This is a genomic window from Sphaerisporangium siamense, assembly GCF_014205275.1.
Lineage (GTDB): Bacteria > Actinomycetota > Actinomycetes > Streptosporangiales > Streptosporangiaceae > Sphaerisporangium > Sphaerisporangium siamense.
On record NZ_JACHND010000001.1, the window covers coordinates 1,713,552 to 1,732,799 of the forward strand.

At 70.0% G+C, this 19,248-nt stretch carries 23 protein-coding genes; 1 reads left to right on the forward strand and 22 read right to left on the reverse strand.

What is annotated here, in order from left to right:
* Positions 1 to 17: 17 nt before the first annotated feature.
* The 18 genes from BJ982_RS08065 to BJ982_RS08150 form a co-directional block, all read right to left on the reverse strand.
* Positions 18 to 1,793 (reverse strand): LamG-like jellyroll fold domain-containing protein, encoded by a 1,776-nt coding sequence (locus BJ982_RS08065; RefSeq protein WP_184877962.1) that lies wholly within the window; start codon positions 1,791 to 1,793, stop codon positions 18 to 20.
* Between the two features lie 9 nt (positions 1,794 to 1,802).
* The gene (locus tag BJ982_RS08070; protein ID WP_184877964.1) at positions 1,803 to 2,306 is read right to left on the reverse strand and encodes a hypothetical protein; all 504 of its coding nucleotides are present in this window, start codon (positions 2,304 to 2,306) and stop codon (positions 1,803 to 1,805) included.
* Positions 2,307 to 2,316: 10 nt separating this feature from the next.
* Positions 2,317 to 2,760 carry a hypothetical protein gene (locus BJ982_RS08075; RefSeq protein ID WP_184877966.1) on the reverse strand — a complete coding sequence of 148 codons (444 nt, stop codon included), beginning with the start codon at positions 2,758 to 2,760 and terminating at the stop codon, positions 2,317 to 2,319.
* Positions 2,760 to 3,182, reverse strand: coding sequence for a hypothetical protein (locus BJ982_RS08080; RefSeq protein ID WP_184877968.1), 423 nt, complete (start codon positions 3,180 to 3,182; stop codon positions 2,760 to 2,762). Before BJ982_RS08080 ends, BJ982_RS08075 begins: the two co-directional genes overlap by 1 nt.
* A complete protein-coding gene (locus tag BJ982_RS08085) occupies positions 3,179 to 3,430 on the reverse strand; it encodes a hypothetical protein (protein WP_184877971.1) in 252 nt (83 codons plus the stop codon). The genes BJ982_RS08080 and BJ982_RS08085 overlap by 4 nt, the downstream gene beginning before the upstream one ends.
* A 29-nt stretch (positions 3,431 to 3,459) precedes the next feature.
* Positions 3,460 to 6,807, reverse strand: coding sequence for a phage tail tape measure protein (locus tag BJ982_RS08090; RefSeq protein WP_184877973.1), 3,348 nt, complete (start codon positions 6,805 to 6,807; stop codon positions 3,460 to 3,462).
* Positions 6,808 to 6,980: 173 nt separating this feature from the next.
* Positions 6,981 to 7,502, reverse strand: a complete 522-nt coding sequence (locus BJ982_RS08095; protein ID WP_184877975.1) for a DUF7426 family protein — start codon at positions 7,500 to 7,502, stop codon at positions 6,981 to 6,983.
* A gap of 15 nt (positions 7,503 to 7,517) precedes the next feature.
* A complete protein-coding gene (locus BJ982_RS08100) occupies positions 7,518 to 8,000 on the reverse strand; it encodes a phage tail tube protein (protein WP_184877977.1) in 483 nt (160 codons plus the stop codon).
* A 13-nt stretch (positions 8,001 to 8,013) separates the two neighbouring features.
* Entirely contained in the window at positions 8,014 to 8,451 is a 438-nt protein-coding gene (locus tag BJ982_RS08105; protein WP_184877979.1) for a minor capsid protein, read from the reverse strand.
* A complete protein-coding gene (locus BJ982_RS08110) occupies positions 8,448 to 8,798 on the reverse strand; it encodes a hypothetical protein (protein ID WP_184877981.1) in 351 nt (116 codons plus the stop codon). The genes BJ982_RS08105 and BJ982_RS08110 overlap by 4 nt, the downstream gene beginning before the upstream one ends.
* A complete protein-coding gene (locus tag BJ982_RS08115; protein WP_184877983.1) occupies positions 8,795 to 9,109 on the reverse strand; it encodes a hypothetical protein in 315 nt (104 codons plus the stop codon). Before BJ982_RS08115 ends, BJ982_RS08110 begins: the two co-directional genes overlap by 4 nt.
* Positions 9,109 to 9,765, reverse strand: coding sequence for a hypothetical protein (locus tag BJ982_RS08120; RefSeq protein WP_184877985.1), 657 nt, complete (start codon positions 9,763 to 9,765; stop codon positions 9,109 to 9,111). The genes BJ982_RS08115 and BJ982_RS08120 overlap by 1 nt, the downstream gene beginning before the upstream one ends.
* 9 nt (positions 9,766 to 9,774) lie before the next feature.
* Complete coding sequence (locus BJ982_RS08125; RefSeq protein ID WP_184877987.1) at positions 9,775 to 10,839, reverse strand: hypothetical protein; 1,065 nt, start codon at positions 10,837 to 10,839, stop codon at positions 9,775 to 9,777.
* A 13-nt stretch (positions 10,840 to 10,852) separates the two neighbouring features.
* Entirely contained in the window at positions 10,853 to 11,203 is a 351-nt protein-coding gene (locus BJ982_RS08130) for a phage tail fiber protein (protein WP_184877989.1), read from the reverse strand.
* A gap of 110 nt (positions 11,204 to 11,313) precedes the next feature.
* Positions 11,314 to 11,670, reverse strand: a complete 357-nt coding sequence (locus tag BJ982_RS08135) for a hypothetical protein (protein WP_184877991.1) — start codon at positions 11,668 to 11,670, stop codon at positions 11,314 to 11,316.
* A 3-nt stretch (positions 11,671 to 11,673) separates the two neighbouring features.
* Positions 11,674 to 12,258, reverse strand: a complete 585-nt coding sequence (locus tag BJ982_RS08140; protein WP_184877993.1) for a hypothetical protein — start codon at positions 12,256 to 12,258, stop codon at positions 11,674 to 11,676.
* A 14-nt stretch (positions 12,259 to 12,272) separates the two neighbouring features.
* On the reverse strand, positions 12,273 to 13,277 hold the full coding sequence (locus BJ982_RS08145) for a major capsid protein (RefSeq protein WP_184877995.1): 1,005 nt from the start codon (positions 13,275 to 13,277) through the stop codon (positions 12,273 to 12,275).
* A gap of 20 nt (positions 13,278 to 13,297) precedes the next feature.
* Entirely contained in the window at positions 13,298 to 14,053 is a 756-nt protein-coding gene (locus BJ982_RS08150) for a hypothetical protein (protein WP_184877997.1), read from the reverse strand.
* Positions 14,054 to 14,193: 140 nt separating this feature from the next.
* Here BJ982_RS08150 and BJ982_RS08155 point away from each other — a divergent pair, with 140 nt between their 5' ends.
* Positions 14,194 to 14,712, forward strand: a complete 519-nt coding sequence (locus BJ982_RS08155; protein ID WP_184877999.1) for a hypothetical protein — start codon at positions 14,194 to 14,196, stop codon at positions 14,710 to 14,712.
* A 2-nt stretch (positions 14,713 to 14,714) separates the two neighbouring features.
* Here BJ982_RS08155 and BJ982_RS08160 read toward each other — a convergent pair whose 3' ends face one another.
* The 4 genes from BJ982_RS08160 to BJ982_RS08175 form a co-directional block, all read right to left on the reverse strand.
* Complete coding sequence (locus BJ982_RS08160) at positions 14,715 to 14,945, reverse strand: hypothetical protein (RefSeq protein WP_184878001.1); 231 nt, start codon at positions 14,943 to 14,945, stop codon at positions 14,715 to 14,717.
* Positions 14,946 to 14,950: 5 nt separating this feature from the next.
* On the reverse strand, positions 14,951 to 17,059 hold the full coding sequence (locus BJ982_RS08165) for a phage minor capsid protein (protein WP_184878003.1): 2,109 nt from the start codon (positions 17,057 to 17,059) through the stop codon (positions 14,951 to 14,953).
* A 77-nt stretch (positions 17,060 to 17,136) separates the two neighbouring features.
* Entirely contained in the window at positions 17,137 to 18,684 is a 1,548-nt protein-coding gene (locus BJ982_RS08170) for a phage portal protein (RefSeq protein ID WP_184878005.1), read from the reverse strand.
* Positions 18,685 to 18,696: 12 nt separating this feature from the next.
* Positions 18,697 to 19,089, reverse strand: a complete 393-nt coding sequence (locus BJ982_RS08175) for a hypothetical protein (protein ID WP_184878006.1) — start codon at positions 19,087 to 19,089, stop codon at positions 18,697 to 18,699.
* Positions 19,090 to 19,248 lie beyond the last annotated feature (159 nt).

Here is a 19,248-nt window from a genome sequence, read left to right on the forward strand (position 1 = left end):
TCCTCCTCGCGGGTCGATCAGATCCAGGCGTCGCGCCACAGCACCGTGATCGGCGGGGCGCCGCCCTCCTGGGTGACGTACTCGATGGTGGTGGCGCCGCGGCCCAGCACCCAGGAGCCGACCGCCAGGGACGCGCCGGTGAGGTACCGGACCTTGGAGACGCCACCGATGGTCGCGGTGTTGTGCTCGGGGTCGATGATCAGCGTCTCGCCGGCGGCCACCTCAAGGTCGAACTCGACGACCCGCAGGACGGACCGCCCGTCGCCGAGGATCTGCTCGGAGGTGAGCGACGGCCCGTGCGCGGGTCCGGGCACGCGCACCAGCGGCCGGGTCTTGCGGTTGCCGGCGTTGAACACGTCGACGGCCGAGCCGTCGGGGATGGTCGCCGAATGCAAGGCCCGCGAGTACAGCCGCGGGTCCGACAGCTCCCACTGGACGACCGCCTCGACCCGGCCGACGCGGAACCGCTTGTCGATGGGGGCGGCCCGGCGGATCACCGCGCCGCGGCCGACGTAGATGGTGTCCATGACGCGGATCGCAAGCGGCAGCTCTTCGTCGGCCTCGGCTGCGGGCAGGCCGTTGAGGAAGTCGAGCGCGGCCTGCTCGATCTGGTCGCGCGGTGCCCGGATGCGCGTGGTCAGGGTGATGATCCGAGACTGGGGGAGCTTCTGGCCCGATATGGATCCGTCCGCCGTGGGATGGGGCACGTTGCCGTTGTCGAGAGCGGGCAGGTCGACGGACGCCCCGTCGAGCTGGATGAACGGGTAGCGCGTGCCGCCGCCCAACTTGAAGCCGTTGAAGCTGAGCTGTCCGGGACCGTCGAGGTCGTCGCCCGCGTTGACGGGCACCGACATCGCAGGCGCGGGCATCGACCAGGGGGCGGCGATCAGCGGGGCGGCCACCGTGGCGTTCTTGAACGCCTGAACTGTGGGCGCGGGCATCGACCAGGGCGCGGGCAGCAGCCCCGCCTCGACCGGGGTGACCGGGTCGCCGGTGAACACCTCGGGGGCGAGCATGGTCCACGGCGCCGCGATGACGCTCGGGTGCTGGGTGACGCCGGTGGCCACACCCGGGGCCGGCATCGACCAGTGGGCCGCGATGGTGCCCGGTGTCGCCTCCGCCGGGACCGACAGGGGGGTGAGGCGGCGAGGGCGTCCCTGCCGCCAGGGGATCGGCGGTCCGTCCTCGGTGGCCGTGCCGGACCCGCCGGACAGCGTGCGCCCGGCGCCGGAGTAGTCGGTTGTCTCTGCGCGGGTGAGCGGATACCAGGCGGCGAGGTTCGCCGCGCGCCGCGGCATGTACGACCATGCCTCGGCCTCCAGTTCGGCCTGGCTCAAGGCGGCACCGGACCAGACCTTCACCGCGGCGAGGCATCCGTTGAGCCACTCACCGCCGAGCGCGGTCTCACCGAGCCGCAGCGTGGCGAGGGAAAGGCTGGCGACGCCCCCGCTCCACGGGGTGGCGGTGAAGCCCGTGTCGCCGGCGGCGCGCGAGATGACGACGCCGCTGCCGTTGTTGGAACTGACGCCCCAGTAGTACCAGGTGCCCACCGACAGGGCCCTGGAGCCGTAGGCGTCCGCACCGCCGAAGTCCCACACGTACATGGTGGTGCCGTCGGTGTCGCTGCCCAGGTAGAACGACGTGCCGCTGCCGTCGTCCAGGCTCCACGCGGTGGCGGCCGCGTTGCGGTCGGCCGACAGCTTCATCCAGCAGGAGACGGCCCACTGGGTCTGGGAGCCGAGGCCGAGCGATCGGGTGTAGTCCTGTGCGTCGGCCGAGAACCTGACCGCCACGCCGCCCCCTTACGTGTCGGAGTAGGACAGCCGGACAGAGGTGAGCGCGGCGTCGTTGGCGAGGGTGTCGTTGGCGTGGTTGGCCTCACGGGAGACCTGCACCCACACCTCGTCGCCGGCCGCGACGCTGTCGAGGTTGCTGATGCTCAGCACGGCCTTGTGCAGTCGTTTCGAGGTGGTGCCGAGGTGGGCGTCGTCGACCGCCTGGGCTGTGGCGAGCGCCTTGGTCTCGACGTCTTGGCTGTCGCTGTCGGGGGTGATGGCAGCGACGGCCACCCGCCACCTGCATGTGCCGGTGGTGGCATTGACCGCGTACCAGATGAGCTCGCACGCCCACGATCCGGATGCGTAGTTGACAGCTTCGATCTTCCAGTACGCCGATTCGATGTTCGTAGCGTCGTACAGGAGCCTGCTGACCGGGAAGTTCGTGCCGTTGATCTTGTCGAAGGCCGGGAAGGCGCTGCCGAGGAAATGCGCCTCCTCGGGGACGAGGTACTGCTGGACGATCGCCACCCGGATCTCCCTACGGGGTCAGGTCGAGGGCCGCGATGCCGTTCGCGTGCCAGGTGATGAGGAACGTGCCGTCCTGGGTCTCCTTGACCGCGCCGAACCACGTCGCCGAGATCAGCCGGCTGGAGTTCGCCGGCGCGTAGATGATCAGGCCCTCGGCGGTGATGGTGGAGTTGTCGAGCTGGATGTTGTCGGCGTCCCACCGCATCGAGCCGGACACGGCGGCCAGCGTGGTGCCGGTGAGCAGCGGACCGCCCGCGGTGTAGCCCGCACCGGAGGACTGCCCGCTGTTCCATGGCGCGGTGTTGTAGGCGGTGTCGGTGTCGAAGTTCGGCGTGACGCTGGAGCCCCAGAAGGCGGCCTTGTGCGTCTCGGCGGTGAGGTCGATGCCGAGGTTGCTCGCGTCCCACTGGTCGATGTGGGTGGCGACGAACAGGCCGGACGCGGACCAAGCCATCAGGCACCTCCGGAAGCGTGGGCGCGACCCCGGCCGCGGATCGTCTTGGCCTGTACCTGGGCGTCTCCTGCGCGAGCGGGCGCGGGCGCGCCCTGGCCGTCGGCGAACGCCCCGAACTGCGGCTCCAGGCGCTCCAGCTCCGCCTCGACGTACTGGCGCTCCTCGGCGGTGAGCTGCCGCTGGTCGATCATGCCGGTGGCGAGGTAGCCGCGGAGCTGGCGCACCCGCGCGACGGAGCGGATGAACCCGCGGAAGGCGTGCACATGCTCCATGGCGGCGCGCCGCGCGGCGAGGGTCTCCTCGGAGGGGTTGTCCTCGTACGCCTGCTTGGCGGCGGCGAGCGCCTCCTGGAGGTCGGCGCACGCGTCGAGCATGTCGGCCTCGCGGCGGGCCGCGATGGAGCGGGTCCGGGCGGTGGTCACGCGTTCACCGCCTTGCCGACCCCGGTGATGAGCGGGGCGTGGATCGTCACGTCCTGGTGGTCGCCCCGCGCGTCGCTGCGGTTGGTGACCTGGGCGATGGCACCGGAGTCGGTCCGCTCGGTGACCACGCGCCGCCGCCGGCCGTCCTCGTCACGGGTCTCGCGGCGCCGCGGGCGGGTCTGGCCGGTGGCGAACTGGAGGGTGCGAATCTTCTCGGCGAACGACAGTTCACCGTCGTTTCCGGGCACGCGGAACCGCCTTTCGTCGCTGGGTGGGGTCAGGGGGTGGCGAGGTACTTGAAGCCGAACTCGTTGCCGAGCCGCTGGGCGTCGGCCTCCTCGCGCATCACAGCGTTCGGCATATTGACGACGACGGACGGCTTGCCGCCGACGGCGTCCTGCGGCGAGGAGTACGGGTCGCCTCCGCCGGTGGGCGCGGCCGGGGGGACCGATCCGGAACCGCCACCGCCGCGCTCGGGCTGGAGACCCTCGACGGCAAGGCCGAACTTCGCCCCGCCGAGGAGCCGCTTGAGCTGGGCCTCTTCCGGCCTGGCCTGGTAGGCGCTCCCGGAGATCGCGGCCTGGGCGGTGGCTGCGACCTGGTCACCGATGTCCTTGCCGATCAGCTTCAGCCGGTCGAGCATCCGGGGGGCGGCCTTGTCGAAGCCGACGGGCAGGCCGTCGATGGTCTGCTCGCCGATCTCGGCCATGACCTGCGACGGGCTCTTGATCTTCAGTTCTTTCTTGATGGCCTTGACCAGGGCGTCCACGATCTTCTTCATCGTGGCGTCGAGCTTCTTCAGGCTGTCTTCCAAGCCCTTCAGGTAGCCCGTCCCGGCCTTCTTGCCCGTGTCGTACAGGGCGTCAGCGCCGATCTTCCCGAGCTTCTTGCTCATGCTGTCGATCTGCTTCTGGGCCTTGTTAAGGGCCTTGATCTCCGAGTCATCGGCCCCGACCAGCATCTCGGCCAGGGATCCGCCGCCTTCGACGCCGGCGTCGATGATCTGCTTGAGGATCGTCTTGTTCAGGCCGCGCTTCGCCAGTTCCTGGATGTTCTTCGCGAAGTCCTTCATCTGCTGGAGCCGATCCTTCAGCCCGCTCGTCAGGTCGGACGCGCTGGTCGGATCCTCGATGCCGGTGAGCTTCGCGAAGTCCTTCGCTGACTGCTCGATCTGCTTGGCGTACTCCTTGGCGTCGGCGATGCGCTTCAAGATCGCCTCGCGCTCGTCCGCGAGCTTCGACAGCTTCGTGGTGTTGGCCGTGATGAAGTCCACCAGGGGGTCTGACTTCGGGGTCTTGCCGAAGCCGTCCTTGATGATCCCCGTCAGCGTCTCCAGCGCGCCCTTGAGCTTGTCCTCCGAGCCGCGCATACCGGCGATGAGGCCGTCGATGATGGCCCGGCCGGCGGGCTCCAGAAGAACGCGGTCCTTGTCGATGGGGCCCTTGTTGTCCTTGATGAACTGGGTGATCTGCGCGAGGTTGTCGCCCAGCTCCTTGACCTTGGACTTGATGCCGCCGATGAGACCGTCGATCACGGCCTTTCCGGCGTTAAGGAGCCAATTCTTCGCGTCCTTGAAGATCTTTTTCAGGTTGTCGGGGAGATCCTCGACGAACTTGACGACGTCATCGATTTTCTTGCGGACGGTCTTCTTGATCTCGTCCCAGTCGAGGCCCCAGCTCTTGAGAATCGCTCTCATCACGTCGTTGATGATGTTGCGGATTCCCTTGGTCGCGCCGTCGACGATGTCCCCGAGGCCCTCCCAGACCTTCGACCAGTCACCTTTGATCATGCCGGTGATGGTCTTGAAAATCCCCTTGATCGTCTGTAGGGCACCCTCGATCAGCGCTCCAACATGATCGAGGACGAAAGTGACGACTTCCATGATCTCGTCGCCCCACTCATCCCACACCTCTTGGATGAGTTCGAGCGCGGAATCGACGGTCTCACCGATCTCCTCGAAGATGTCGGAGAATCTGTCCCGGATGCCATCGAGGGTTTCCTCGTTATCGGAGGCCCATTGCTTGATGTCATCGACGATTCCGCCGAATACTTCTCCGGCTTTATCGCGGACTCCACTGAGAGTTTCGGAAAGTCCGGACCCCTCGAATCCCTTCCACAATTCCTCAAGTGCGGGGAGAACCTTCTCGCCGATGAAGTTGGTGACGTTCTGCTCAAGGCCGCGCTTGAAGGCTTCGACCTTGTTGGATGCTGTGTCCTGAAGGGTGTCGCCGGCGTTCTTCGCTGCGCCGTCGACTTGGCCAAGGCTCTCCACCGCCTTAGAGGGATCCAGCGCGTACAGGGCGCCTGCCATGTCCTCGGCCTTGGTCCCGAACAGCTCGACAGCGACGGCGTTCCGCTTGGCCGGGTCCTCGATGCCGCGCAGCTTGTCCAGCACGGTGTCGAACGCCTTCGCGGCGGTCGGCCCGCCAGCGGCGAACTTGGCGACCATGGCGTCGGCGTTCAGACCGAGATCCGTGAAGCCCTTCTTGACGTTGTCGCCACCCTTAACGGCTTCGAGTGCGAACTCCTTGATCGTGTCGGTGACGACATCGGCGTCTCGGGCGCCCGCCTTCAAGCCCTGAGAGATGAGGCCGAGTGCGGTCTGCCCGTCAAGGCCGATCGATCGGAACTGGGTGGCGTACTCGTTGTAGCTGTCGAGGAGGTCTTCGCTCTTGTTCAGGCCGAGTTGGGTGCCCTTGACGATCAGATCGAAGGCCGCTTCGGCGTTCGGCGCCAGGTCGGTACGTAGGATCTGAGACACGGCGCGGGTGACCGAGGACACGTCCTCGTCCATGATCGTGGCCACGTCCATGGCGCGCTTGGTGACGCCGGTGAGGGATTCCTCGCCCGCCTTGTTCATCCCGTCCATGTTCTGGACGACCGACTTGATCGCGTCGGTGACGTCGCCCATCGACTCGCCGTAGGCGTCGGCGTACACCGCCCCCGCGACCTTGCCCAGCTTGCCCGCGTCGTCGCCGAACGCGCCCACCTGGGCGAACAGCTTCTTCTTAGCCTTCTCGGCCTCCATGGCCGATTCCAGGCCGCTCATGAGCGCGCCGCCGATGGCAGCGCCGGCCGCCGCGGCGGCAGCGAGCCACGGCGCCGCCTTCAGCCCCGACATCAGCCCCGACATCGCGCCCGACATGCGGGAGCGGCCCGAGGACTCAGTGCCCTCGCCGAGCGCCTCGCCGGCGTCCTGACCGTGGCGGCGCGCGGCCGAGGAGGTGTCGCCGAGGCCATCCTCCAGGCCGTCGGCCAGGCCCGCGCCCGCGTCCCGGCCCGCCCGGCGCGCCTCGTCCTCGACCTGGTCGAGGGCGTTGCGCAGCTCGGAGACGACGCGCTGCCCGCCGGTGCCCGCGTCGGCGACCATCTCGGTCATGCCGGAGTCGAAGCCGGCGACGAGCCGGTCGAGGTCGCGCAGTGCCTCATCGGGGTCGACGCCGCGGGCGATGGCGTCGGCGACCCGGGCGAAGCTCTGCACCACGTCGCGCTCGATGGCGCCGGTCGTACGAGTGGCTCCCGACTGGAGGCGGTTCATGGTCTGGTCGACCTGCGCGGCCCCCGAGGTGAAGCCCTTGTTGTCGAGCTCCATGAACGCGACGAGGTCGCCGACCTTGAGCGCCACCTACTCCACCCCCTCGCCTTCCTCGCGCGTAGGTTCCGAGCGGAGCGCGGCGGCCAGCCACGAGTCCAGGGAGAGCAGGGAGACGATGCGCAGGCGCAGCCACCGCCAGGAGCGGGCGGCGAGCAGGCCGGGCTGTTCCAGGTCGATCTGGTAGACCTTGTGCAGGTCGAGCTCTACGAGCTTCCAGCGCTCGAAGATGTCCCCCCAGTCCGGGCCCTGGTCCGGCTCCGGGTTGTACCACTCGCGGAGGCCGGTTTCCGGGTCGATCGGGCCGCCGCCGGGGTCTCCGGGTTCTCGCTCGTCGAGGTCGAGTCCGAGGTCGTCAATCGTTTTGGGTCGCCGCCGGCCCCCCAGTAGAGCGCGGCGGCCTTCTCTCCGTAGACGTGCCAGATGACGGCGGTGTGGCCGACGATCTTCAGCGTCGGGTACGGCACGCCGTCGGCGACCAGCTCGTCGTAGACGCCGCCGAGGGCGGCCCGGTACAGGTCGGCCTCGGTCTCGTCGTCGACGACCTCCTCGTCGGCGTCGTCGCTGTCGGCGGCCTTCTTCTTGGCGTCGGAGAAGCGCGCGGTGAGGCGCAGGCCGACCTCGGCGGAGCACGGGGCGACGCTGTAGGTCTTCTCCTTGCCGTGCACGAGGACCGGCAGATCGAGGGTCTCGCCGAGGAATTCGGCGATGGGAGCGAAACGGGGCATGAGGGGAGTGGCTTCCTAGGCTGTGGTGAGGGTCGGGTAGGGGTCGAGCTTCGTACGCTTGCCCTGGCCGTTGAGCTTGAAGTTGCAGGGCTCCAGCGCGGTGACGGCGCCACCGCCTCCGCTGTAGTCCACGCTGGCGAAGCCCTGCCAGGCGTCCGGCGCGCCGTCCTTGCGGTAGTAGCGGATCTGGATGTTGGACCCGATGCCGACGAGGTTTCCGGCGTCGATGATGAACTGCTGGCCCGAGTCGGGAACGAACGTGGTGGGGTTGTCGGCGTCCCTCTTCCTCTTCCCTTCGCACTCCAGCGACCACTTGCGCTGCGTGGTCTGGTCCGACCCCCAGCCGTCGGAGTCGAAATCGCTGTCGTCCTCCATCGTGCTGGCGATGGTTTCCTTGAAGGAGGTCATGCCCTTGACCGGGGTCCACACCGGGACGGAGGACGTGCCGGTGTTGACATCGAGCTGCCAGTCCTTGGCGAGCAACGAACGGGTTGTCATGTACTGATCTCCCTCATCCGGGACGATGGGTGGTGACGTGGTGGGTGAGCAGGCGGTAGGAGTCGGCGCGCTCCCACCTGCCGGATTGGTCCTGGCCGAGGGGGGCCACGATGTTGCGGGTGCACAGCAGCACGCCGGCCGCGGGGAGCTCCAGGCCGTGGAGGGCGTTGAAGACGGCGTCGGCGAGGTCGTCAGCCGAGTGCGGGTCGTCGGTGCCGCGCATGCGGACCTGGAGGCCGAGGGTGCCGTCGGGGCTGACCGGGTCGTCGGTGGACTGGTCGGCGCCGTAGGCGGCCAGGGCGATGGCCTTGTCGGGTGCCGGGGGCAGCGCGCCGAGCATGATGGGGACGTCGCCGGGCTGGTAGGTGGCGGGCGGCGCGCGCCAGGTGCCCGCGCCCGCGTCGTCGAGCTGGGCGGCGAAGGCGACGAGGAGGTCGGTGGTCCAGCTCACGACAGGCTCCGCCGGACCTCGGCTGCCACGATCTCCAGCATGGCGCCCTGTTCCCGATTCCAGGGGTCTTCCAGGTACTTGGCCTTACGCCCGGCGTCGTGCCGGTAGGTGAGGTCTTCGTGTTGGCGCAGGGCGTACGGGCCGTCAAAGGAGACGGCGCCGACCAGGTCCGTCTCGTCGACGCTGACTGTGCCCGAGCGCTCCAGCGTGCCCTCTTCGTGGGGGACCTCGGCGCGAGACACCTGGAGGCCGTGCTCCATGGCGAGCCGGAGCCCGCGCACGGCGCCCTCGCGCGCCTTACCCTCCAGGGGGCCGAGGTTCAGGGTGAGCTTGGCGGCCTGGGTCACTGGAGGCTCACCTCCAGGTGGTCGGGGGTGGGCAGTCTGCCGCCGTCGCGGCGTGCCACGGCGAGGACGGTCGAGGTGCGGCCGTTGACGGTCACCCGCGAGCCGACGGGGCAGTCGGTGTCGAGCGGCAGGTACAGCGTGGTCTGTGATGTGACTTCACGAGCGTCGGGGCCTCGGACCATCTTCCGCTGGTCGTCGGCGAAGCACGCCGCGGTGAAGGCGGCGCCGTACGTCGGGCCGGTCGCAGAGTCGCCGTGGTACGGTTCGATGCTCGCCTCGTGCGCCAGTAGCAGCGCGGGCAGGCGGCCCATCAGCAGCTCCTGATGGGGTGGCCGAGGAGCCCGGCTCCGGCGAGGATCTCGGCGGCCTCGCGCGACATTCGCGGGTCGGACGGCGCGCCGCCGGCGCCCGGCGTGCGGGTGAAGGAGGCCGAGCCGATCGACACGGTGGTGTAGACGCTGTTCGCGTCCTCGCCCTCGATGCCCTGGGCGTGCCACCAGGTGGCCAGCGCGCATGTGGCGTCACGCAGCGCCTTGATAACCGTCGTGCTCGTCGGCATGCCGTCGAGGTTGATGTCGTACACCGCGGCGAGCAGCACGCGATTGTCGAGGAAGCGCGTCGCGCCCTCCAGGAGGGCCTGGGCGTTGAGTGGCGGCGCGGCCTTCAACCAGTTCGCCAGGTCCGTCGTGGAGGCGTACGAGCGGCCGCGTGCGGGCGCGGGGGCCACGGTGGCCTTCTGGTACTGCACGCCCCGCCCGGTGCCGGTGACGGTCCACATGAACTGCCAGATGCCGGGCATCGTGTACGTGACTTCGTACGACCACACGGCGTTGCCGTTGGAAGGTGTCGGCTCAAGACCCGTGGTCACATCTCCCTCGGGCGGGATGACGGCGAGCGTGGCCGAGGTAGTCCCGTCGGCCGGGCTCACGGTCAGCTCGACGATCTGGGAGTCTCCGACATCCGGCACGGCCGCCTCCTATGGGGTGAGGGTGACGGTGAGCGTCGAGGTGTCGCGCAAGCTGGTCGTGAGCCGTCCGGGGCCCGTCGGGCCGCCTGCGCGGATGAACGCCTCCGCGGTGATCGCGCCAGTGCCCGCCGCGCCCTTGTGGCCCGTCGAGACGAACGTCGCTGCGGCGGCGAGCGGGCCGGCGCCGGAGCGTCCGGCCGTGCCCGAGCCGGTCAGCGCGGCCGAGGCGGCGATCGTGCCGGAGCCGCGCCGCGCGACCGTACCCGAGGAGGTGAGGGCGGCCGTCGCCGAGATGGCCCCGGTTCCCGCGCGGCCGGCGCGACCCGACGACGTCAGAGATGCGCCGGCCGAGGTGCTGCCGGTGCCGGAGCGCCCTGCGACGCCGGAGGAGGTGAGCGTCGCGGTGGCCGAGAGAGATCCGGTGCCGCTGTGCTCTTCGGCCACGGGGGCGGCCGTGAAGGCCATCGCGATGGCGTACCGGTCGAAGGCGCCGTCGGTCCACGTGCAGCTCGGCGTCTCGGCGGCCGGGCCGGCGTTGGTCTTGTACGCGGTGAACTGGGTGCACCCGCTGCTGCCCGTCCCGATGGTGACCGAGGTGGCGGGGGTGTACCCCGACGACCAGAGGGGGGAGCTCGGCGCGGGCGAGGCCAACCGGTGCAGCAGCGCGGCGGCGACGACCAGCTCGCCGGTCTCGGCGAGCGCGCCGGTGGTGATGGCCGGGGTGGTCGCGCCGACCGAGGAGTTGATCTGCGCTCCCACGGCGACGTCGAACGCCTGGCCGCCGCGCCAGCGCATCCAGCCGATGACGCAGTTGAAGTTTCCCGAGGTCGTGATGGTGACGGTCGAGCCTTCGCCGCCGAGGGCCTTCCTGTAGAAGCCGTAGGCGCCCTGGTTGCTGACCTGGGAGGCGTTCGGCGGGCAGGTGAAGCCGCTCGGGGTGGCGACTACGGTGTCGGAGTTGGCGAACAGGATGTCGATCTCGCCGGGGTTCGGCGCCGTGCCGAGGTCGATGACGTGGCCGCTGCCGCCGTCGGCGAAGGCGAAGGTCTTGGAGTCGACGAGGGTCCACCCCATGCCGGGCCCCCGATCAGGTCAGCGAGATGTCGACGTCGGTGAGCTGGTAGGTGCCGCCGGCCGCGCCGTAGGACTCGCTCGCCGACAGCGCGCCGCCGCCGAGGAACGTGCCGCCGGTCGCCTCGGTCCACAGGCCGAAGTGGCTGATCGTCGTGCTGGCGGGGATGTTGAAGGACGGCGCGTTGGAGTCGTCGAGGTTGCCGCCGGAGGCCGCGTTCCAGGTCTTGGTCTGGCGGGCGTAGGAGCCGCCGGTGACCTCGTTGGCGCCGGTGGTGCCGGGGTCGGCGGTGTGCAGGGAGACGAAGTCGGCGGCGGCGCCGAGGGCGTCCAGCGCGATGTTCTTGCCTGCGGGGCTGAGCGCCACGAGGCGCCCCCTTTCTTTCTGATCATGTTTGACGCACGCGGGTGCGGGCCCCGACGAGTCCCCTCAGCCCTGACGCAACCCGTCACCCGCGCGCGCGTCTGCGGGGCCGCTCAGGCGTCGAGGATGGCCGCGGTGATGTTGGACGGCGTGGTGCCCGACCAGTTGACGTGGACACTGCCGTCGGGCTGCCGGAACTCGGGCCCGAACGGGCCGTAGATCCGGTAGGCACCCGCGGGGCACGCGCCGGCCTGGTAGTCCTGGATGGGCAGCGACTGGCGGCCGATCGTGCCGGGGGTGAGGAACGTCGGGGTGACGGCGGCGTCGTCGCCGTTGAGGACGAACAGGAGCCGGTGCTCGCGCCACGCGAAGGAGTTACCGTCGGTGGCCTCGATGGCCGCGTCCACGGCGGTCGGGTCGATGCCCGCCTCGGTGAGCGTGGTGGAGGCGGTGATGGGCGTGCGCGCCATGGGTTACTTCTCCTCGTCGGCCTGGTCGCGGCCGTAGCGGTCGATCAGATCGGCCTTGCTGGTGGCCTCGGCCTGCTCGCGGTCGGCGCCCTGCGAAACCGCGTAGTCGACCCATGCCGCCTTGGGCGCGGACTGCGGGGGCCGGGACCGCTCGGCCACGACCGTGGCGGGTTGCCCCTCGACGAGGACGCGCTGGGCGACCTCGGTCTCGGCGGCCTGCTGCTCATCGGGATCGGGGGACACCGGGCCCGGGACGATCGGCGCCGGGGGGACGGCGTGCGCGCCCGGGGAGACGACGCGCGGGCCGTGCGGGTCGGCCTCGCCCGCGCTGCTCGGCGGCAGGAAGTCCTCCGGGCGCGGGTCGACGGCGGCGTCGCGCAGCGGCGTGCCGAGGCGGACGTATTCGACGTCGCGCGAGTCGACCGGCTCGGCCTGCTCGCGCTGCTCGGTGTGGCCGTCGATCTCGTACCCGGCGCCGCGGCAGTAGGCGATGACGGCGGGGTTGTCGGTCTCGGCGACGCCGTTCTCGAACTGCACGTCGCCGATGGTGCCGTTGTACTCCCGGTTGGGAGCCACGATCCGTGCCATGTCCCGGCCTCCGCTCAGGCGCTCTTGAGGTTGCGCAGCACCGCCGCGGCCTTGGTCGCCTTGAGGACGACGGCGGCCGGGCCGAGCTCGACCTCGCCGGTCTTGACGGCGCCCGCGTCGTTGAAGTTCGGCAGCCACGTCTGGACGAGCGGGGCGCCGGCCATGCTGACCCCGTGGAAGGCGTCCAGGCCGAAGCGGACCGCGTACAGGTCGCCGAGGCCGGTGATGTTGCCGCCCGCGCCGCCTGCGTCGGCGTCCCGGGTGACCAGGCCGACGACGTCGTTGTTCGATCCGGCCTTGGCGCCGAGGTCGATGAACTGGATGCCGTTGTAGGCGGTGACCGGCCGGCCGAACGAGTCGGTGGTCTTGTCGATCATCTCGGCCCACGCGGCGACGTACTTGAGCAGCGCGATCGTTTTGCGGTTGCCGATGATGGCGTCCGGGGTGCCGTCCATGAGGGCGAGCCAGGAGTCGATGTGCGCCATGACGGCGAGCGCCTCGGCCTTGGTGTCGACGCTGGTCAGGTCGATGTACCCGGTGCTGACTCCGTTGGACAGCGGCAGGTACTCGGTGCTCGTGCCCGTCAGGATCTTGTTCAGGCCGTCGAAGCCGTTGGCGTCGACGGCGGTGTCGCCGTTGATGACCTGGTCGTTGAAGAACGCGGACGCGGCCTTGATCTTCTGCGCCATCTGGAGCGCCGTCTCCGCGCCGGCCGCCATCTGGTTCAGCACGCGGTCGATCTGGAAGCTGCCACCGAGGGGCTTCAGGTCGACGCTGTACCGCTGCTTGGTGACTTCCTGGGGCGTGTACTCGGAGTTGATCGCGCGGAACGCGGCGGTCGCCTGAGTGATGAGCCGCTGGTACCCGTAGGTGAGCGTGGCGCCGTTGCCGGCCCCGGAGACCACGTCGTCGAAGGTGAGCCGGTCGAGCAGGAAGTTGTTCTTCCGGAACTCGTCGATCACCTGGATGTCGACGTCGTCGGTCGTCAGAAGCTTCGCCTGGGCGAGAGAGACGGGCATGTCGGGCTACTCCATTCGGGTCAGCCGCCGCCCGTCTTGGCGAGCTTGGCGGTTATCGCGTCGGTGAGGTTGTCGGCCTTGCCGGTCTTGCCCGGCCGGCCGGGGGGTTCGGCGCCGCCGCGGGGCGCGGGCGCGGCGTCGGCGCGGTAGATCGGGTTGTCTTCGACGGTCTTCTTCATCAGCTCGCGGAGCTTGGCGTCGAAGCCGTCGGCTGAGGGGTCGAGCTTGTCGAGCTGGGCGAGGAAGCTGCGCGAGTCGGTGAGCTTGGCGGCGTCGGCGCCGACCTTGGCGGCGGCCTTGAAGACGGCCAGCTCGGTGCGAAGGCTCCGGTTCTCGCCGGACAGGTCGCCGATCTGCTGGGCGAGCTTCGCGGGGTCGGCCGGCGCGTCGTCACCCTTCACCAGGCCCACGATCTTGCCGATCTGCTGGGCGAGGTCCTGCCTCGCCTCGTTGGCGGCCTGCTGCTTGGCGTTGGTGCGGCTCGAAGCCGCTTCGGCGCGGGCGTCGCGGATGAGCTTCTGCGCCCAGTCGGGCAGCGAGGCGACGTCGCCCCCGCTGTCGTTCTGGCCGGTCTGCTGTCCGCTCGACTGTCCCTGCTGGCCGGACGGTTCGCCCTGGTCGGAGCCCTGCGAGCCGGTGTTCTCGGTGCCGGGCTGTCCGGTGTTCTGTCCGCCCGCGTCGCCCTCACCGGACCCGCCGGCGAGGAGGTAGATGGGGCGGCCGTTCTTGCGGTAGCCGAGGAGCGCGCCGGGCGTCGTCGGCAGGGGGTGCTGCATGCTGTTGCCCTCCTGGGGCGTTGGTGTGGCGGGCTCCTGGCCCGTCCGTCTTGATTCAGGTTGTGCAATATCGCCCTTTTCGGGCATCCATTCAGGATCAACCTGATGGAACGATCTAGGGCAGCCCGTACCGTTCGGGCATGCAGCCTCAGCAGCCCCCCGCGCCCGGCCCGTGGCCTCCCGCTCCTCCGCAGCAGCAGTGGGGGCCGCCCCCGCCGTACCAGCCGCCGATGCCGCCGCCCGCTCCGAAGCGGAAGAGCCGCGCGCCGCTGGTGCTGGCAGTGATCGGCGCGCTGGTCGCGGTAGGCATCGTCGCCGCGGTGCTGGACGGCGGGGAGGAGCCGGCCGCGGCTCCGAGGGCATCGGCGAAGGCCGCGCCGGACTACGAAGTGGTCAAGACCCGGAAGGACGGCGTCGACCTGCTCGTGCAAGACGCCACGGTCGCGACCGCGCGCGCGGCGATCACGGACTGGATCGAGAAGAACGCGGGCGACCGCGACTATCTGACGGTGATGGTCGTACGGTCAGCGGCGGCGAGGACGTACGTCTGCCAAGGCGAGTACGTGGCGGATGAGCGCACCTCGCAGTTGAAGACCGGCGGCCGGGTCACCGCCGACTCCTATCCGACGACGGCGATGAACTGCCCCGACCCGCACTGAGGTCAGGGCGTGGTGTTGGTGGCCACCATGAGGTAGCCGTTCGACCAGCCCTCACGCGCGAGCGCGCGCACCGCGTCGGCCTCGCCCTTGCCCGGGTGCTGGATGCGCCATCGGCGCACGGCGGACGCCGCGGACTCCCCGCCCTCGTAGGTGACCGTGCCGTCGTCGGCGAGCGTCGCGCGGGAGACGAGCCGGCCGCCGTCCACGGTCACGATGTCCATCACGATCGACATGGTGGTCACCGTACTCCGGCGAACAGGTTCCGGGTGCCCGTTGCCCGTTTCGCCAGTTCGTCGAGCACGCGAAGCGAGTAGTCGAGCCAGTCGCCGTGCCCGATGTGCTCGAAGTCGGGCCTCAGCTCCTCCAGGCGGCGGCGCACGTCGTCCACGTCCTCGCGCGTCAGGGGATTATCGCCCTGGGTGTAGTGCTCGGCGAACGGGCTGTAGATGTACTCCAGGTCGACCCGGTTGCCGTCGAGCATCTCCGTGTAGGCCACACCGTGGTCGATCGGGATGAGCTGGTCGTCCTCGTCGAGCATCCAGTTGCCCGCGTTGCGGTCGTAGTTGTGGATGAGCAGGTCGAGAAGGCCGAGCCGCTTGCCGTTGTCGGTGTTCGGCACGTCCTTGACGCGCTTCGGCGGGTCTTGGCCCCACCCGGTGATGTCGTCGGCCGTCTTGGCGTTGTCGACATAGTCCATGAAGATCTCGTCCTCGTCGCGCCGGTACACCTTCGGCGCGCGTAGGCCGAGCTTCTGGGCGACCTTGGAGGCGATCTGCTCGCCCGCGGCCTCTTGGATGCCGCCGCTCGTCGGCCGGGCCTTCTTCCGGACGACCTTCCGGCCGCCCTTCAGGGTGAGCAGCTCGACGTCGGCGACCGCGCCGCCGCCGAGCGGGCGCCGGTCGTCCGGGGGGAAGCCGTTCTCGACCGCATCGGCGAGGTCCTCGATGCCGTCGAGGTCGCGGTGGTACTTCCGGGCCTTGCCCTTCGGCTTCCGCGGGCCGCGCGGCCCGGTCTTGGGCTTCGGCGCGGCCTTCGCTCGCGGTTTCCGCGCGGGCTTGAGGTCGAGGAGGTCCTGCTGTCCGGGTACCTGCTCGTCGCCCGCGCGCGGTTGCTCGGCCTCGGGGGTGGGGCGCCGCGCGCCGGGGCCGCCGTCGAGGGTGGGCTGCACGGGTGGCTGGAGGTCGCCGACGGGCCCGCCGGCCGGACCGCTCTTGGGCGGGGTGTTGCCGGCCCCGGGCTGCTCGCGGTAGCGCAGGCGCTTCAAGTCGGGGTGGGCGGCGAGGTGGTTGCGCAACTCGCCCTGCCACTGGCGCACCTTGGCGTTCGCGGCCTTCTTGCCCTCGGGGGTGAGGGCGGTGCCGGCACGCTCCTTGAACTTCCTGATCTGCCGTTCGATCTCGCGCTGGCGCTGGCGGGCCTGGTCGCCCTGGGGGTCGGCGGTGTCCCGGAGCTGCTTGGTGAGGCCAGGCAGGTAGGCGCTGACGGAGTGCCGGCAGTTGGGGTGCTGGAACCCCTTGGCTCGCGCGCCGTCGAGGGTGTCGATGACGTCGACGGTGACCATCTCGCCGTCGCGGGTGGCGTGCTGGACCTGGACCTGCCCCGTGGGCCCGGAGATGGCGAGGATCTTGCCCTCGTAGGGGCGGCAGAGCTTGCACTCCTGGCCGTGGTCGGAGGCGATGACGAGCCGCACGCCGATGGTGGTGAGCCGGTCGGTCTGGCCTTGCACGGCGGCGCGGGCCGCGTTGGTGCGCGTGATCATCTCGGCGTAGCTGGAGAGCTTCCAGCGGCGGCCGGCCGAGTCGGCGAACGAGGTGACCCCGCGGTCGACGAGGCGCTGCCACGCGGCCTGTGCGGCCTGCCGCCGGGTGAACGCGCCGGAGACGATGCGCGCCGCGGCGGCGGCCTGCACCGAGCGGTAAGCGTCCAGGACGTTCCGGAGGATGTTGCCTTCGACGCGTCCGAGGTCGCGGTGCAGGGCCTGGGCGATGTTCTCGATGACGGGCGCGTTCGGGATCTCCTGCTGGGCTGCGCGCGCGGCCTGGCCGATGCCGGACCGCGGGAACCATCCCTCGGGGAGGTCGGTGAGCGCCGAGCCGTAGCCGTCGCGGTACGCCTGGCCGATGGCGTCGCGGACGACGCGCGCGCGGGTGGCCTGGAGGGTGCTGATGAGGAGCTGGGCGGAGCGGCGGAGCGCGCCGACGGCGTCGAGCTTGGTGATCTGGAAGGGCGAGTCGAGTTCGTCGGCAAGGCGCTGGGCGATGGTGCGGTTGAGCGCGCTCTCCAGCTCGCGGTAGAGGTCGGTGACGCTGGCGGCGATGTCGTCGAGGTGGTCCTGGTCGACGGCCACGAGGACCTCCTCGACGATGTGTGATCATGGTTAATAAAATCCGCCATGATCACACATCGGTCATCTGAGCAGGCGTTTCACGTCTCGTCGTCCGCAGGGGCCTCGCCGGGCGGCGGTTCCTCGCCCTCGGCGGGTTGCTGGTCACCGGGACGCAGGGCGAGCGGGTCGGCGACGGGCGTGCCCTCGTCGTCCTTGATGCGCTGCACCTCGTCCCGCACCTGCTCGTCGTCCCAGTCGGGATGCAGCATGCGGACCTTGGTGTCGCTGGAGACGGCGCGCGCGGCTTCGAGCATCTGGAGTGTGCGGGCTACGGACTCGGCGTCCTGGGAGACGGCGCTCCCGAACTCGACGGTCGGCATCACCGGTTCGACGGTGGACCAGCCGAGGGCGCGGTCGAGGGCGAGGGTGGCCTCGACGATGCGCCGCAGCGCCGGAACCCAGTACTGGATCTTCCGGTCGCGGGTGACCATCGAGCGGCGTTCGCGCGCGGCGACCTCGGTCGCGGTGACGGCGACGTCCCCGGCCAGGCCGAAGCTCTGCGCGCTGTAGCCGGCGCTCCGGACGGCCTGGCCGATGATGGACTCGGCGGACTGCATGTGGTCGGCGACGCGAAGCTCGAACTGGGTGAGCGTGATCCCGCCCGACTGGGACGGGTCCATGGTGAGCTCTTGGAACACCTCGCGCTCGGCGTCGAACGCGGCGCCCTGCCCGGCCCCGAGGTTGGTCAGGTACCCCTGCGGGACGATGAGCCTGGCCCGGGCGAGACGGATGTCCCGCATCAGGCTCGTCCACACCTGGTCGAGGGCGTCGAACAGGTCGTAGCAGGGGGCGGCGTAGTCGGAGCGGCCGAAGGGCAGGCCGCGATGCCGCCGGTTGGGGCGCATGTTGGGGATGTGCGTCGCGGTGAGTAGCGGGCCGATGCCGGTGGCCCGGCGGCCGTCGGCGTCGGCTCCGGCCGCCAGCTCCTTGGTGTCCTCGCGGGAGTCGAGGGGGATGGTCTGGCCGAGGTTCTGGCTGGTGCCCTGGAACGCGGCGTAGGTGAGGAGGCCGGGCTCGTGGTGCTCCAGGAAGCGGACGACCTGGTCGCCAGACCGTTCGAGTTCCCGCCAGAACGTCACCTCGACCAGACGGCCCCAGCGGAAGGTGGGGATGGCGGCGTCGCCGTGCTCGATGGCCCAGATGGGGCGCTGGGCGACGTCGGCGTCCCAGCAGAGCTTGATGTAGACGTCGCCAAGCCCTGAGTCGACCTCGGCGGCCTCCAGCAGCCGCATGTGGACGCCGCCCTCTTCGAGGATCTCCTCCAGGCGCTCCTGCGTCGTGGCGTCCTCGACGGTGAACGTGGGGGGTTCGCTGAAGAGGAGGTCGGCGCTCGTGGCGGCGATGTCGCCGGCGAGGGGGACGTGCAGGCGGGAGTCGGGCCGGGTGAGGTCGTGGGATTGGGCCCACATGCGGTGGACGTACTGGTGCCAGTGTTCGCGGTCGCGGCCGGGTTGGGCGGCGCGGGTGTAGTGGGTGGCGAGGCGGGTCTTGTCGCCGGAGTACCAGGCGTCGGCTTCGTCGTAGTCGCGGTAGATATCGGCGAGGGCGGGGGGTGGCCATGCCGTGTTGGGCGCGGGGAGCGGCATGGCGTCGTCCTCTCAGTCCAGTGGGTAGCGTGCGCGAATCTCGGCCTGCTCGGACATGCGGACGGGCCTGCCGTCCGCATGACGGCACGGCTCGTTGACTCCATGCGAGCCGTACGGGCAGCAGGGGCGCGTACGTGGGTCGGTGGGGAGTGCTGCGATCTCAGAGGGCTCGCCGGGCGGCGTCCAACCGAGTGCGATGAGTGTGTCCCGCGTCTTCTCGGGGACGTCCACGTACGCCTTGCCGTCGATCTCGGCCTCGAACAGGATGACGTCTAGGGTGGCCGTCGGCCAGTCGTTGACAGTGCCCTGGACTGTGAATCCGCGTATGCCCTTGGCGTTTTTGCCGTCGACCTCGATGAATCCTCTGCCCCGTTGCGTGTGGATGTGGATCTTGCGTGCGGCCATGAGGGACCTCCGAGGGATGAGAGGGTGCAGGATCCGGCGAGTTACGTAACCGGGGATTCGGCCCGGGGTTCTCCACACATTGAGCCCTCTGGCCCTGCCGCCGTGGCCAGAGGCGGGCAGTCGGGCACCGGATCCTACGTTCATGGGTTGGTCACGAGA